The following is a 14,428-nucleotide window of genomic DNA, read 5'->3' on the forward strand; positions in this document are numbered from 1 at the left end:
ATATTTTTTCAAGTAATTCCACTCCTTTATTCTCGATTTTTGCATATATTTTTTAACCTAAATTATTATATTTAGTTGAATTATCAAATATAGTTTCTAAAAAAAGTAAAAAATTATCGCTCTAGTACTTTCTGATCTCAAAGAGAAGTTATTAACAGCAACTCTCAAACTTAAACTAGATTTATTAAATCAGAAAAGTTTCATTGTTTGAGTGTTAATAGCCTGCTTATACTTTCATGTAATTCTGATTAATGGAGTGCATTTTTTACCTCTGTTTTTTTACTAGATAATCCAATCATATCAAGCTGAGTACATAACGGGCGGTCATGAAACATAAAATAAAGCACTTCTCCTACTCCCCTTGCTCAAGAACAGCTTTTTTAGGAGTTCGGTCAAATACTTAATAATTAGGAATTTAGGATGACAAAGACGCAGACATCTGTGACAATTGGACTTGTGTCACAGATGTCTGCATTGAATGCGGTATAATCAATATAATTACTTCTGGAAACATTTTATGAACTAAAAGTAGTAACAGTGGTAAGACTAGCACTAAGGATAATACTTGGCAAGACACCAACACCCGCGATCGCCCTAATATCCTCCTAAAGCGAAAAGATTTTTATGTAAGGGTGCTTAGTTGATTGTTATGCACCACAGCTTGAAGAACAACATTCCCAGTTTTTGGAAAAGTTAGAAATAGTCTAAGACTCCTAATGAAGCAACATTTCACAGCTTTTTCGCTTACTAGTTTCAACTTTAAGTTGACACAACAGCATAGTTGTGAATTTATACAGAATTCAGTACAACTCAAAGAGGTTTCTTGACTATTTATTGCCTATTGCCTCTTACCTCCTACGCAAATAATTATGGCTACGCTCCCGTGAGGGATACAGAAATCAAAGCGGATTGCTATATATCAAAACTTAGTCACTGTCACACTAATACCAGAATCTAGTTTAGGAACCTTGAGATACTCAATTGGCTCACTACTTTGAGTCTTTATTGGCTCCTGACATTGTTTAAAAAAAGCGCTAGGGTTATTGATGTACTCAAGTGGGTTAATTTTTTGACATCCTTGCTCTTGCACTAGCGAAATTGATTCAGCAGTTTGTTTTGGATTATTAGTCTGTCCGATAAAATTACTCCATGTCGTGTTAATCGTAGCTGGTTCCGTCAATAAAACTTCAGCTTGATTGCGATCGCCTATTGCCGTGGGAACATTCTCTTGGTTAGCATTTGCACTCTTGGTGAGAGCGAGTGCGCTAATCACAACAACTAAGATGATAAAAGAGGATTTCATAATTCAATCTCTCAACATTTAATACCAGTTTAATAATTAGAATTGACTAGATAGAGAAACCAAATAAAGTAGCCTAGCTTGAGTACTTCAGATTAACACAGGTAGTAAAAAATAGAGGTAAACTTCATTAAAAATATAGTGTACTGTGGCAGAGCTTTGCCTACCTTGAACAAGTTGTTTAAGGAATTTCTCATATCATGTCCGAATAATTAGCTATGATTCCCACAGTGTATTGCACCCCACGCACCAAGCTTCTCCCTTAGCGAGAAGAAGAGACGCTACGCGTAACTTGCTAGTCGAGAAATCTGCTGTTAGCCTTAATCTCCTTCCCCGCAAGGTTTTAGGGAAGATAACTGAATAAGGGTTTCAGATTAAATTTTGTGTAGCAAATTTTGTTTTACTGCTTATCTTCCAATTATTTGTGCCGATTTACTTATCTATACTAAGTAGGGCATCATAAAAATTTATCGTTGAGATAAGTCAAGAGCTAGGAGTGAAGGGGATTCTAGCTTAGTTTATCTTTATTCACATAGTTTGCTTTTATTACGTCAACTTACTTACTAGCCGTTTATCTCTCATACGTGTTACTATGCAGTTACACATATAACACAACATGTCTGGGTATTTTGTGTCTATTGCAAAATACAAACAAGGTAATTGCAAATTTACGGGTAAACCTAAAAGACGGGATATAAACCCAAGGATGGGCACTGTGTTGTAATTTTCACACCTCAAGCCACGTAAAAAAAAGTCTTTCACCAGTCTGGGCAAATTAAACTGATTGCCAGTACTTACAAGTTTGATAATAAAATCACATGATTTTATTATAGTCAGTCCCGTTTAGTTTCTAAGATTGACCATTATTTAGAGCAAGAATTAATTGTTGCTGAAAACTTTGAAGTAGCTGAGGTAAAATCCATCTAGCCTTTCTAAGTATCTCTTTTCACTGTACAAAGTTTATCTCGAAGTGGTTGCATTGCTTCTAGGCTGGCACAATTGTTCTATTCCTTGCTGTGAACGAATTAATTCCTCTTATCTTTTCAAGATCAGCAACTTGACAGCGAATATAATAACATTTTGTATGAATTTTTTGTAAAGTTATTAAATCCAGTGTTTTTACATAATATGATATTGGTTGTTAGATTATTAATCAATACTTACATTCAGTAGGGTTAACACAAAAGTAAATTAACCAAAATTAAGCAAAAAAAAAGGCAAGCAACTAAATCAGAGAGAAAAATGTGAATTATTTTGTTTTTGCTGTTAGTAAAATATCAATCAATCTAAGTTAAAGTTGCAATTTGCAAAACTATTTGTTTGTTAAGTTTAGATATTGAATAACCTCAGCAAAAGGATATTAAGTGACAATCAACGCAAATATTACTATTATCAAGTAGACTACAGTACTACTGTCAGCAAAATGCTGAGAAGAATCTACTGTAAGTAAATAATCTTTTTTATAAAACTTATATTATTATGACGATGGAATCTTTACCACAGTTTGAAGAAGTAAATATTCAGAAATACTTAGAAGTTATTCAACGGCGTTGGCTACCTCTAGTCGGGATTTTTGCCATATCTGTTAGCCTTGGATGCTTGTATGCATTTTCATTAAAACCTACATACAAAGCAGAAGGAAGTTTGATGATTAAAACAAATCGCTCTTCCTCACTCACGGGCTTACCAGAAGACATCGGACGCCTAGAAGCTTTGAATGTAAACGACAATCCCCTGGAAACCCAGGTGAGAGTTATTGGATCGAATCCAGTAATGGAGAAAACAATTAATTCCCTCAACCTCAAAGATAGTCAAGGCAAACTGCTCTCGATTTCCGACTTGGCAAAACAACTAAAAATAGAAGGAATCAAGGGTACTGATGTTGTACAACTTTCTTATAAAGGCGCCGATCCGGAACTGGCTGCCAAAATCGTCAATGAAGTTATCGACAGTTATATCGACCTAAATATCAAGGCTAATCAGAAAGAAGCCCGGACAGCCAAAGAAGTTCTTGTAACAGAAGTACCAAAAGCTGAAGAAATTGTCAGAAGAGCCGAATCAAAACTGCGGCTATTTAAAGAAACGAATAAAGTTGTTGTCTTAGAACAAGAAGCAACCGCAGCAGTCGATACAATTTCCAAATTAGGAAACCAAATTTCTCAAGCTTTAGCTCAACTAAATGATGTCAAAGGTCGTTTAGAGCAATTAAGCAGTGAAGCTCAGGTAGATTCACGGCAAGGTGTAATCGACTCGGAATTGAGTCAAGCCCCTGGAGTTCAGAAAGTGCTTGCCCAACTCCAAGAAACAGAAAGCCAACTGGCACTAGAGCGTACCCGTTTTTCAGCTGAACACCCTACAATCACTAACTTAGAAGAAAGAGTCGCAGCTCTTAAGAACTTGCTAAAAGAGCGGACAGGACAAGTCGCAGGTGAAGCCCAGATAACACAGGGAAGTTTGCAGGTTGGACAACTGCGGCAAAGCTTAATTGCAGATATTACTCGTGCTCAGGCAGAACGCGTTGGTCTGGAAAGACAAATTGCCACACTCAAACAACAGCAAGATGCCTACATCAAACGAGCAAATAGTTTGCCAAGGCTAGAACAGAGCCAACGAGAGCTCGAACGGAAACTACAAGCAGCTCAAACAACTTACGAAACGCTCTTAAAGAAACGTCAAGAAATTGATATTGTCCAAAACCAAAAGATTCCTAATGCTCGTGTCATTTCCTATGCTTTAACCCCTGACAAAGCAGAAGGGCCTCGAAAAATGCTCTTTATTGTTGGTGGAGCAGGAGCTGGTCTTTTCTTAGGTATCATTGTCGCCTTTAGTTTAGACTTGATAGACCGCTCAGTGAAGACCGTGAAAGAAGCCAAAGAAGTTTTGAGATACAGTGTTTTAGGAGTGATTCCTGCACAAGTTAGAAATGGTAAGGATCATTCTTCTATAGCAGGGCTTGATAGACCTATTCCCAAAATCATCGGCAGAGATATTCCTTACTTTCCTGTTGGTAATGCATACCAAATACTACAAGTAAACTTGAAGTTCCTCTGTACTGATAAACCGCTCAAAAGCATCGTAATTACAAGTTCTGTTGCCAAAGAAGGAAAGTCTGATGTATCTGCAAATTTAGCTGTGACTATGGCTCAGGCGGGGCGTCGGGTATTATTAGTGGATGCAGATATGCGTCATCCCATACAGCATCATATTTGGGGGCTAACAAATACAATTGGACTAAGTAATATCATTATTAGTCAAGCTTCTTTAGATACGGTTGTGCAAGAAGTAATGCCTAATCTAGAGGTTCTTACTTCTGGAGTTTTGCCTCCTAATCCAGTAGCAATGCTAGATTCTCAACGTATGGCGACATTAATTAGTAACTTTGGTAGAGATTATGACTTGGTGATTTTTGATACTCCACCTTTATCAGGAATAGCAGATGCTGCTGTTTTAAGCACCTTGACTGACGGTATCTTATTAGTCGTTCGTCCTGGAGTGGTTGACTTGAACAGTGCAAATGCAGCTAAAGAGTTTTTAACTCAGTCAGGTCAGAAGGTATTAGGGATAGTCATCAATGGTGTGAATACTAAAAATGAACCTAATAATTATTTTTATGACACCAAAAAACGACAAATTGAACAAGATTTAGTATTCAGCAGCTTAACCAAATTTTCCAAAGAACGTTAAGTTGTCCTAAAAATTGTAAAACAGACCGTCACTATAACCATATAAACCCGATTTTTTAATTGATTTTAGGGAAAAATAAATGACATTAAGCAAAAAACTCAAGCAATTTTTAAATTTTTTTATCATGAATACTGGGTGAGGTGTAGACCTGGAGATATCCCTAAAAATACCTCAAAATATCCAACCTATTGGTAATTATAGGTTGTAACAGCTATCTGCATTTTATTTTGCTACATACCGAGAATTTTTATATGGATAAAAATAAAATCAAAACGTCTTGTTTAATTAATAATTACAATTATGCTGAATTTATCTCAGAGGCAATTGATAGCGCTTTAAATCAAACAGTTAAATTTGATGAAATTATTATTGTTGATGATGCATCCACAGATAATTCTGCGGAAGTAATCAATAAATTTACCCAATTAGCTAATGTTAAATCTATCTTTAAAGAGAAAAATCAAGGACAATTATCATCCTTTAATGAAGGGTTTTTAGCTGCGACTGGTGACATTATATTTTTTTTAGACGCCGATGATATGTATGAACCTGAGTATTTAGAAACCGCCCTAAATTTTTATAAAAGACGTAGTGAATGTGATTTTATATTTTGTGCGTATAAAAAATTTGGAGCAGCGCAAGGAACATTTCAAAGTAATACAGTTGATTTAGATTTGGGTTATTCAGTAATCAGAACTTTATATAATGGTGAATGGATTGGCTCTATAACTTCAACATTATCAATACGTAGAGAGATAGTCAGAAAATTTTTACCTATTCCAAATATAGAGGATTGGCGTGTAAGAGCTGATGATTGTCTAGTATGGGGAGCTTCTTTGGTAGGAGCTAAAAAGTTTTATATGTCTAAACCTTTAGTGATGTATAGAATACATGATAATAATCAGTATCATAATAAGAAATTTTTAGACATGGACAAAAACTATGAATACAAAAGATTCTGGAAACGTAATTCTCTCTTTAATTATATTATGCAAAAAAACAATTTAAGCTCACCATTATTTTTAGCTTTTACATCTTTCAATGAGTTAAAAACAATACCATGTCCCAAATATCAAGATTTTATTTCATATTTGAAAATAATATTTTTGTTTGAGCATAGTTTTTTTTGGAAAATAAAGGGCATTATTTTCTTATTTAGCTATTTTTTGAAAACTTTAATGACTGGTAAATTAAAAAAAACTTGGGGAAAGGAAAAAATTGTATGAGATTTATAGAGATAAAGAATGTCATATTATTTAATTTATAAAAGTAATGTTAAATAAATTAAAAATTAAAAGCTTATCAAAATTTAAATATCGTTCTGGGCTACGTGCAATTATTGCCAATACAGGTTGGTTGTTTGCTGACCGCATTCTACGTATGGGTGCAAGCTTGGTTGTAGGAGTATGGGTAGCACGCTATTTAGGAGTACAGCAGTATGGTTTATTTAACTATGCTTTAGCTTTTGTTGCCTTATTTAGCCCAATTTTCACTCTCGGACTAGACGACGTTGTAGTTCGCCATCTTGTTCGTAAATCATCAAACAAAGAGGAAATTTTAGGAACTACTTTTTGGCTAAAATTTCTGGGTGGAATTGCTTCTGTTTTATTAGCAGTTAGCACGATGTTTTTCTTAGGTGAGCATGAAACACTAAAGATATGGCTAGTTGCAATTTTAGGAATAACAGGAATTTTTAGGGCGTCTGATACTATTGAACTATGGTTTCAATCACAGATACAGTCAAAATACACTGTGATCGCTAAAAACACAGCGTTTCTGCTAAATACTATCATCAAAGTCGCATTAATTTTAACAAAAGCACCATTGCTAGCTTTTGCTTTGGTAACATTAGCAGAATTTGCAATGAGTGCAATTGGCTTGCTAATTGTTTACCAAGTTAAAGGGTCTTCATTGTGGTTATGGCGTTGGAGTGTTGCAACTGCCAAAACTCTTTTGAAAGAGAGTTTACCTCTAATTTTTTCGGGGTTCGCCATCATGATTTTTATGAGAATAGATCAGGTGATGTTAGGTCAAATGATCGGAGATAGTGAGGTTGGAGTTTATTCTGCTGCTGTGCGTGTTTCTGAAATTTGGTATTTTATTCCAGGAGCGATAGTTTCTTCTGTTGCTCCTGCAATTTATGCAGCAAAGGAAAAATCAGAAAGTCTTTACTATCAGCGCATAGGACAATTACTCAGTCTAATGACATGTATCTCTTTGGCAATTGCTCTTCCAATGTCATTCTTGTCTGACAAGATAATTATGATGATGTTTGGAAGTGGATATGCAGATGCAGGGGCAATATTAGCAGTTCATATTTGGACTTCTTTGTTTGTATTTATGGGTCTTGCAACATCACCTTGGTTTATCGCTGAAGGTTTAAACCACGTTTCTTTAGGTAAGACTTTATTTGGGGCAATACTAAACATTATTCTCAATTTATTACTGATTCCTAAATATGCAGGACTTGGAGCTGCGATCGCAACAATAATATCTCAGGCTGCTGCTGCTTTTATATGTAATGGATTTGATTCAAGAACACAAAAACTATTTGAAATTCAGGTGCGATCGCTTATTCATTTTTACAAATACTAATCTTAACTATTTAATCTTTACATCATGGAAACGCCAATAACTTTTATTATTTTTAAACGCCCACAAACAACAGAGAAAGTTTTTGATGCTATTCGCCAAGCCAAGCCAACAAAACTTTTTGTAATTGCAGATGGTCCCCGCAGTGACCGCGAAGGTGAAGCAGAAAAGTGTGAAGCGACTCGCGCAATTATTGAGAGAGTTGATTGGGACTGCGAAGTTGTCAAGAATTATTCTGATATCAACTTAGGTTGTGCAAAACGAGTATCCAGTGGTTTAGATTGGGTATTTAATAATGTTGAAGAAACAATTATTTTAGAAGATGATTGTATTCCTCACCCAACTTTTTTTAGATTTAGTGAAGAACTGCTAAAAAAATATAGAAATGATACGAGAATCGCCACAATCTCGGCTCAAAATCTTCAACTCGGACGAAAACGTACAAATTACAGTTACTATTTTTCTCGCTATAACCACTGCTGGGGTTGGGCAAGTTGGAGACGTGCTTGGCAACATTATGATTTGACCATCAAACTTTGGAAAGAGGTGCAAGCAGAAAACATTTTATATGACATTCTTATAGACTCAAAAGCAGTAAACTCTTGGCAAAGGATATTTCAGTCTGTTTATAACAATCCTACAGGTATAACTTGGGATTATCAATGGACATTTGCTTGCTGGATGCAGGGAAGCTTAAGCATTATTCCCAATGTCAATTTAATTTCTAATGTTGGTGTTGGTGCAGATGCAACTCATTTCACTTCCAATCAAGAATTTTCGTTTATCAATATGTCGATGCAAGCAATGGAATTTCCTTTAAAGCATCCACCTTTTATTGTGAGGAATGTAGAGGCGGATAATTTTACGCAGAAAACAGTTTACAAAGCAACTGCATTGGATATCTTGAAAGAGGAAGTGAAGAAAAGATTAAATTACTCAACGCTAAAAAAATAGATAAATAAAATTTCAGAAATGAAAATAAAATTAACAGAAAAAATATTAACTATATTGTTATTGCTCATTGCTGTAGGGGCATTAACAATACACCCTGCACAAGAAGTTTCTATGTCTACCCTTGGAGGCGATAAGCTAGATACTTTATTCAATATAGTTTCATATTTAATCTTATTTTATTTCCTCCTTTTATACTGGAAAGGTTTTATTTATGTAATTACCAAAAGTCCATTCCAATTTCTTTTACTAGCAATTGTTATATTTTCTCTTTTGTGGTCAGAAGACTTAAGTTCTAGTCTTACTTATCTAAGAGGTCTAATCCGAATATATTTTCTGGCAATCTATTTAGCAATGCGTTATTCTCTTAGGGAACAAATGAGACTAATAGCTTGGGCGCTTGGTGTAGCTGCATCATTATCTATGTTATTTTCTGCATTTGTACCAGGTTATATTCACCAATCGCCTGAATTACTAGATATGTGGAGTGGAATTTATGGTCATAAAAATGAATTAGGTTACATGATGGCTTGGAGTGCAGGAGTCTTTTTGCACCTTGCTCTTAGTATTAATCGATATCGCTGGTTGATGTGGGCACTATGTGGAGTATCTGTATGTCTGATTCTCCTCTCACGTTCAACAACATCTTTAACTATATTGTTGACAATGATATCACTTTTACCTTTATATAAATTCCTGAAAAAAACTAATTATAAATTACAAGTTGTGATGATTACTTCAGCTTTAATGTTACTCATTATCTTTTCAATACTACTTCTCAACAATGCCGAAACTGTAGTTGGTACTTCTGGTAAAGACCTTACCTTCAATGGACGATCTGACCTTTGGGAGTTAGTGATTTCCAAGGTTTTGGAACGACCTTGGTTAGGTTATGGATTTTCGGGATTTTGGACTAGTAATGCTGCATCTAAATTAAGAGCTACTTATGATTGGGCAAGTAATGCTCACAATGGTTTTTTAGAACTATTGTTAGAATTAGGATTTGTAGGTTTTTTAACTTTTGCAGTAGCATTTGTCCGGTTCTTTGTAATGGCATTGACTCGAATTATCTCTGTCGCAAAAAAGCCGGAAGATTATTGGCCAATGCAGATGTTAGTCATTATTGTTATAGTCAATTTCTCAGAAGCTAGATTATTAACTCCTAGTTGGAATTGGTTAATGTATGTCACCACTTCCTTATCTTTAACTCTTGAATACCAACGAAATAGTAAAAATATTTTAGTTGATAATAATTTTATTAATTAGGAGGTTAATAAAAATGAAAATTTTACATATAAGTACTCACGATATTAATGGAGGCGCAGCGAGGGCTGCATATCGCTTACATACAGGTTTGCAGGATATAGGACTAGAGTCACAAATGTTAGTCCAAGAAAAATATAGTGATGATAAAACAGTAATTGCACCTAAAATTAGACTGTTTCAAGGCATCGCTAAGGCAAAGCTGACAATTGAAAGTTTACCCTTAAAGCTTTATCGTCAAAAGAAAAGTACTCCATTTTTTCTTCAATGGTTGCCAGATAGAGTTATTCCTAAAGTTGCTCAGATTAATCCAGACATAATAAATTTGCATTGGATTAGCGGAGGTTTTATGCAAATAGAAACATTCGCTAAACTAAAGCGTCCTCTAGTTTGGACTCTCCATGATATGTGGGGATTTACTGGAGGTTGCCACGTTACTGGAGAATGCGATCGCTACAAAGCATCCTGCGGAACTTGTCCTCAACTAAACAGTGGTAATGAATGGGATTTATCCCGTTGGGTATGGCAGCGCAAAATAAAAGCTTGGAAAAATTTAAATTTAACTCTGGTTTCACCAAGTTCTTGGTTAGCAGAATGCGCTCGTTCCAGTTCTTTATTGCAGAATTTGCGAATTGACGTAATTCCCCACGGACTAGATACTCAAAAATATCGACCGATTAATCAACATTTTGCCAGAGAAACACTCAAACTACCCCAAGATAAGAAGCTGATACTCTTTGGAGCAATAGAAGCAACAAGCGATAGAAATAAAGGATTTCATTTATTGCAACCAGCTTTACAAGAATTGAGTAAATCTGGCTGGAAAGATGACTTAGAAGTTGTAATTTTTGGAGCATCTCAACCCGAAAATCCACCTGATTTAGGCTTCAAAACCCACTACTTGGGACACTTACATGATGCTATATCTTTAACAACTGTTTACTCAGCAGCTGATGTGATGCTTGTACCGTCTCTTCAAGAATCTTTTGGACAGACAGCTTCGGAATCATTCGCTTGTGGTACTCCAGTTGTCGCGTTTAATTCTACTGGCTTAAAAGATATTGTTGATCATCAGCAGAACGGCTATTTGGCTAAACCTTATGAAGTTGAAGATTTTGCCAAAGGAATTACTTGGGTACTTGAAAATGAACAGAGGTTGCAAAAACTGTCGTTTTATGCACGCGAAAAAGCCGAACAAGAATTCACTCTGGAACTTCAAGCACGTCGTTATTTAGCCTTGTTTCAGGAAATACTGATGATAGCAAAGAAATCTTCATTTATTAATTAACCGAGTAAATCAATACTTCATAATATGTCAATACCCATAGCTTTTATAATTTGTACAGAACCTGGGCGTTTAGAAGGTCAATCTTTAATGCTTGCAGAAAGTATTCGTAAGTTCTGCGGCGAATTGAAAAATACGCCTATATATAGCTTTCATCCTAGAGTAGGCGAACCGATATTAAAGGAAACCCAACAAACGTTTGAAGCGTTGCAGGTGACTCATCAACAAATTCCGATCAATCAGGAATTTCATAAATATTATTTAGCCAATAAACCCCTAGTTTGTGCCTATGCAGAACAAAATATCGATGCAGAAATATTGGTTTTTTTAGACAGTGACAAATGCTTTTTTTCAGAGCCAAAAGAATTTTTATTGCCAGCAGATTGTAATGTACGGTTACGTCCTGAGTATGGTCAGGGAATTGGTTCTACAGGTCTGCAAGACCCTCAAGAATGGTATTGGCAAAAACTATATGAAGTGTTGGGAGTAAAGCGTGAGGTATTTGTTGACACCCCAATTGGTAATAAAAGGATTAGAGCCTACTGGAATTCTGGTTTGGTTGTTGTGAGAAGGAGTGCAGGCATATTTACTGCTTGGAAAGAGAATTTTGAAAAAGTAATGCGTCTGGATATTACTCCTCCCCAGGGCATTTATTTTGTTGAACAGTCTGTTTTGTCTGTAACTTTATGTGCTTTGGAAGAAAATATCGAACATCTTCCTCCTAACTATAGTTATCCATTACCTTTACATAATCGATTATCAAAACAACTACAAATTAAAGATTGGGATGATATTATATCAATTCATTATTTTAACTTGTTTTTCTATAACGATTGGAATGCACAAATCAAAAGATTGAAAAGAATTAATATCAATTCAGATAAATATCGATGGTTATGTCAAGAGGTTGTTAAATTTAATATGCCTCGCGTATCAGTTTGGCATCGATATATGTTGGTAGTCAGAAGAATAGAACAAAAACTAAAAAACTTTAATTTAGATATTAATCTCAGTGGCTGGATAGAAAAGATGGTTAAATTTTAAACTTAACTAAAAATCTATGGAAGATAAATTTGTAAAAATTGCATAAAAGTGCATGATTTATATGATTATTTGTGTAAATAGTAGATAGTGGATGAGGAAAATGAAATGAAGCAAGCAAATCTAGCTGTAATTATGACATGTTATAACAGGCGAAATACAACTCTTGCCTGTTTAAATGCTGTGTACCAGCAAAAAAATCATTGTGATGTTTATTTAACTGATGATGGTAGTTCTGATGGGACAACAGAGGCTGTTAAAGCAGAATACCCAGAAGTACAAATTCTTCAGGGTAATGGCAATTTATTTTGGGTAGGAGGAATGCATCTCGCTTTTGGTGAAGCGGTAAAACATCAATATGATTATTATCTTTGGTTGAATGATGACACATTTCTGGAAGCCAATGCTTTGAGTAACCTATTACAGATTCATCAAAATTTGACAGAACTTGGTTATCCAGACTCAATTGTAGTTGGTTCGACTAAAGACTCAATTACAGGGAAAGCAACCTATGGAGGAGCAGTAAAATCTAAAAAGTGGTATTCTAATAAGTTTGAATTTTTAGAACCAAGTTCCATAATCCAAAAATGTGATGCTATGTATGGAAACTGCGTGCTAATTCCTAAAAGTGTTGTCGCCAAAGTTGGCAATATAGATACAGCTTTTGTTCACAGTTTAGGAGATTTAGATTATGCCCTGAGAGCGCGGAAATTGGGTTGTAATATATGGGTTGCTCCTGGATATATTGGTACTTGTACTAAAAATTCTATCCGCAATAGTTGGGTGGATACCAATTTAAATATTTTAGAGCGCTTGAAAAAGGTACTACAAATTAAAGCATTTCCATTGAAATCCTGGACTATATTTTGTAGTAGGCACTCTGGGCCATTCTGGATTTTTTACTGGTTCTTACCTTATATAAGAGCAATTATTGGTTACAAAGATTTGGCCACTTCTCCCACATTTTCTGAAGACATCAATCAAACTAACTCATAAATTTAATACCTGCACGGAAATCATTAGTCAATAATATTTGGATAAATTGTAACTATCTTAATAATTTGACAAATACAGTTTTAAATTCTTAAATCATAAAATAATCAGCAATCACTTTATGGGTAAACGCTTACTAATTGTCTCAACTCTCGATTCTAGTCAACCATTTGGTGCATTTACTAGACCTTTTTATTTAGGACAATATCTTACTGAATATTTTGATGTGTTTCAGCTAGGATTAGATTGTTCATCTATTAATTATGCACCTTCTCTTTCTATTGGCTCAAGAAGCTTGAAATCATATATTCGAGCTATAGAAAAGTGTATCGATGAGTTTTGTCCAGATATTGTGTATGCTCAAGAAACACTACCTGGATTGGCTGCTTTAATTTCACTAAAGCTTAGAAAACACAGTAGTTGCTCTCTTGTATTTGATTTTCATACATTTTCGCCTTATGAATACTGGATGCGCTTGTTTTCAGTTGCTAATCCTTTCAAAGAGTTTGCACAATGTATTAAAACATATATTGCTCAGGGAGTTTTGATCTTCTCTGGTAATCCAATTATTGCAGCAGGTGAATCGATTCCTAAATTAATTTCTCAGTGGTATGGTAAAACTCCACAGCAAATTTATTGCATTGGAAATGGAGTGACTGAAGATTTACTCAATACTGAAAATTTTCTCAATAAAGACCCTTATGAAGCATTCAGACCAGCTAAAATAGTGGTTCTTATTGCTCCTAAAACATTTCAATTTCCAACTAATGATATGTCTGTATCAATGGCTGTTGAGGTTGCTAAATCTCTTGAAACTTTTCAAAGTAAGGTGCATTTTGTCGTCATTGGTAGGGATAGTAGTGATCTTTCGGAACCAATCCCCTCTAACATTTCTTTTTTAGGATTTTTACCTAAAAGAGAAGATTTTGTTGCCCATCTTAAATATGCAGATATTGCTTTGTTGCCATTCTCAAAACAAGCAGTAGCAGGTGGCGCTCGCAATAAAGCATTAGATTATTTCGCTAGTAGAAAGTTAGTTGTATCAACACCAGAAGGCTTACGAGGTTTAGAAGAATTTCGTCATTTAGAACACTTGTTAGTAACAGGATATTCTAGTGAAGAAGTGGCTAACACAGTGCTAGATGCTGCTTCTGATATTAATAAATATCAATCACTTGTAGATACAGCATATAATTTAATTACAAAAAAATATTCCTGGAATGCAAGAGCACAGAATATTGCGGAAATCTTGATGAAAGTAAGTAGCTTTTAGTTACATTTATTTTTTTAGATGATAATTTTTAACTAAAGAAACTTAA

At 34.9% G+C, this 14,428-nt stretch carries 10 protein-coding genes; 9 read left to right on the top strand and 1 reads right to left on the bottom strand.

The features are described 5' to 3' along the window. Positions 1–919: 919 nt before the first annotated feature. Positions 920–1,303, bottom strand: coding sequence for a hypothetical protein (locus RMX98_RS10625; RefSeq protein WP_322681610.1), 384 nt, complete (start codon positions 1,301–1,303; stop codon positions 920–922). A 1,476-nt stretch (positions 1,304–2,779) separates the two neighbouring features. Here RMX98_RS10625 and RMX98_RS10630 point away from each other — a divergent pair. From RMX98_RS10630 to RMX98_RS10670, 9 genes are all read left to right on the top strand, one after another. Further along, positions 2,780–4,984, top strand: a complete 2,205-nt coding sequence (locus RMX98_RS10630) for a polysaccharide biosynthesis tyrosine autokinase (protein ID WP_322681609.1) — start codon at positions 2,780–2,782, stop codon at positions 4,982–4,984. A gap of 251 nt (positions 4,985–5,235) precedes the next feature. Then, positions 5,236–6,210, top strand: a complete 975-nt coding sequence (locus RMX98_RS10635) for a glycosyltransferase family 2 protein (protein WP_322681608.1) — start codon at positions 5,236–5,238, stop codon at positions 6,208–6,210. Positions 6,211–6,256: 46 nt separating this feature from the next. Next, complete coding sequence (locus RMX98_RS10640) at positions 6,257–7,579, top strand: flippase (protein WP_322681607.1); 1,323 nt, start codon at positions 6,257–6,259, stop codon at positions 7,577–7,579. 24 nt (positions 7,580–7,603) lie between these two features. Further along, positions 7,604–8,530: a glycosyltransferase family 2 protein gene (locus tag RMX98_RS10645; RefSeq protein ID WP_322681606.1), complete on the top strand. Its 927-nt coding sequence runs from the start codon at positions 7,604–7,606 to the stop codon at positions 8,528–8,530. Positions 8,531–8,548: 18 nt separating this feature from the next. Beyond that, positions 8,549–9,793, top strand: a complete 1,245-nt coding sequence (locus tag RMX98_RS10650; RefSeq protein ID WP_322681605.1) for an O-antigen ligase — start codon at positions 8,549–8,551, stop codon at positions 9,791–9,793. A 13-nt stretch (positions 9,794–9,806) separates the two neighbouring features. Then, positions 9,807–11,078: a glycosyltransferase family 4 protein gene (locus RMX98_RS10655; protein WP_322681604.1), complete on the top strand. Its 1,272-nt coding sequence runs from the start codon at positions 9,807–9,809 to the stop codon at positions 11,076–11,078. A 24-nt stretch (positions 11,079–11,102) separates the two neighbouring features. Continuing rightward, positions 11,103–12,119: a hypothetical protein gene (locus tag RMX98_RS10660; RefSeq protein ID WP_322681603.1), complete on the top strand. Its 1,017-nt coding sequence runs from the start codon at positions 11,103–11,105 to the stop codon at positions 12,117–12,119. 105 nt (positions 12,120–12,224) lie between these two features. Then, the gene (locus tag RMX98_RS10665; protein ID WP_322681602.1) at positions 12,225–13,112 is read left to right on the top strand and encodes a glycosyltransferase family 2 protein; all 888 of its coding nucleotides are present in this window, start codon (positions 12,225–12,227) and stop codon (positions 13,110–13,112) included. Between the two features lie 118 nt (positions 13,113–13,230). Continuing rightward, positions 13,231–14,382, top strand: coding sequence for a glycosyltransferase family 4 protein (locus RMX98_RS10670; protein ID WP_322681601.1), 1,152 nt, complete (start codon positions 13,231–13,233; stop codon positions 14,380–14,382). Positions 14,383–14,428 lie beyond the last annotated feature (46 nt).

The sequence above is a fragment of the Nostoc sp. DedQUE02 genome, assembly GCF_034531035.1.
In the GTDB taxonomy this organism is placed as follows: domain Bacteria; phylum Cyanobacteriota; class Cyanobacteriia; order Cyanobacteriales; family Nostocaceae; genus Nostoc.

What these genes read in the sequence shown, in the direction of transcription:
- RMX98_RS10625 (WP_322681610.1), bottom strand. Translation starts at nt 1,303, where the DNA reads ATGAAATCCTCTTTTATCATCTTAGTTGTTGTGATTAGCGCACTCGCT.
- RMX98_RS10630 (WP_322681609.1), top strand. Translation starts at nt 2,780, where the DNA reads ATGACGATGGAATCTTTACCACAGTTTGAAGAAGTAAATATTCAGAAA.
- RMX98_RS10635 (WP_322681608.1), top strand. Translation starts at nt 5,236, where the DNA reads ATGGATAAAAATAAAATCAAAACGTCTTGTTTAATTAATAATTACAAT.
- RMX98_RS10640 (WP_322681607.1), top strand. Translation starts at nt 6,257, where the DNA reads ATGTTAAATAAATTAAAAATTAAAAGCTTATCAAAATTTAAATATCGT.
- RMX98_RS10645 (WP_322681606.1), top strand. Translation starts at nt 7,604, where the DNA reads ATGGAAACGCCAATAACTTTTATTATTTTTAAACGCCCACAAACAACA.
- RMX98_RS10650 (WP_322681605.1), top strand. Translation starts at nt 8,549, where the DNA reads ATGAAAATAAAATTAACAGAAAAAATATTAACTATATTGTTATTGCTC.
- RMX98_RS10655 (WP_322681604.1), top strand. Translation starts at nt 9,807, where the DNA reads ATGAAAATTTTACATATAAGTACTCACGATATTAATGGAGGCGCAGCG.
- RMX98_RS10660 (WP_322681603.1), top strand. Translation starts at nt 11,103, where the DNA reads ATGTCAATACCCATAGCTTTTATAATTTGTACAGAACCTGGGCGTTTA.
- RMX98_RS10665 (WP_322681602.1), top strand. Translation starts at nt 12,225, where the DNA reads ATGAAGCAAGCAAATCTAGCTGTAATTATGACATGTTATAACAGGCGA.
- RMX98_RS10670 (WP_322681601.1), top strand. Translation starts at nt 13,231, where the DNA reads ATGGGTAAACGCTTACTAATTGTCTCAACTCTCGATTCTAGTCAACCA.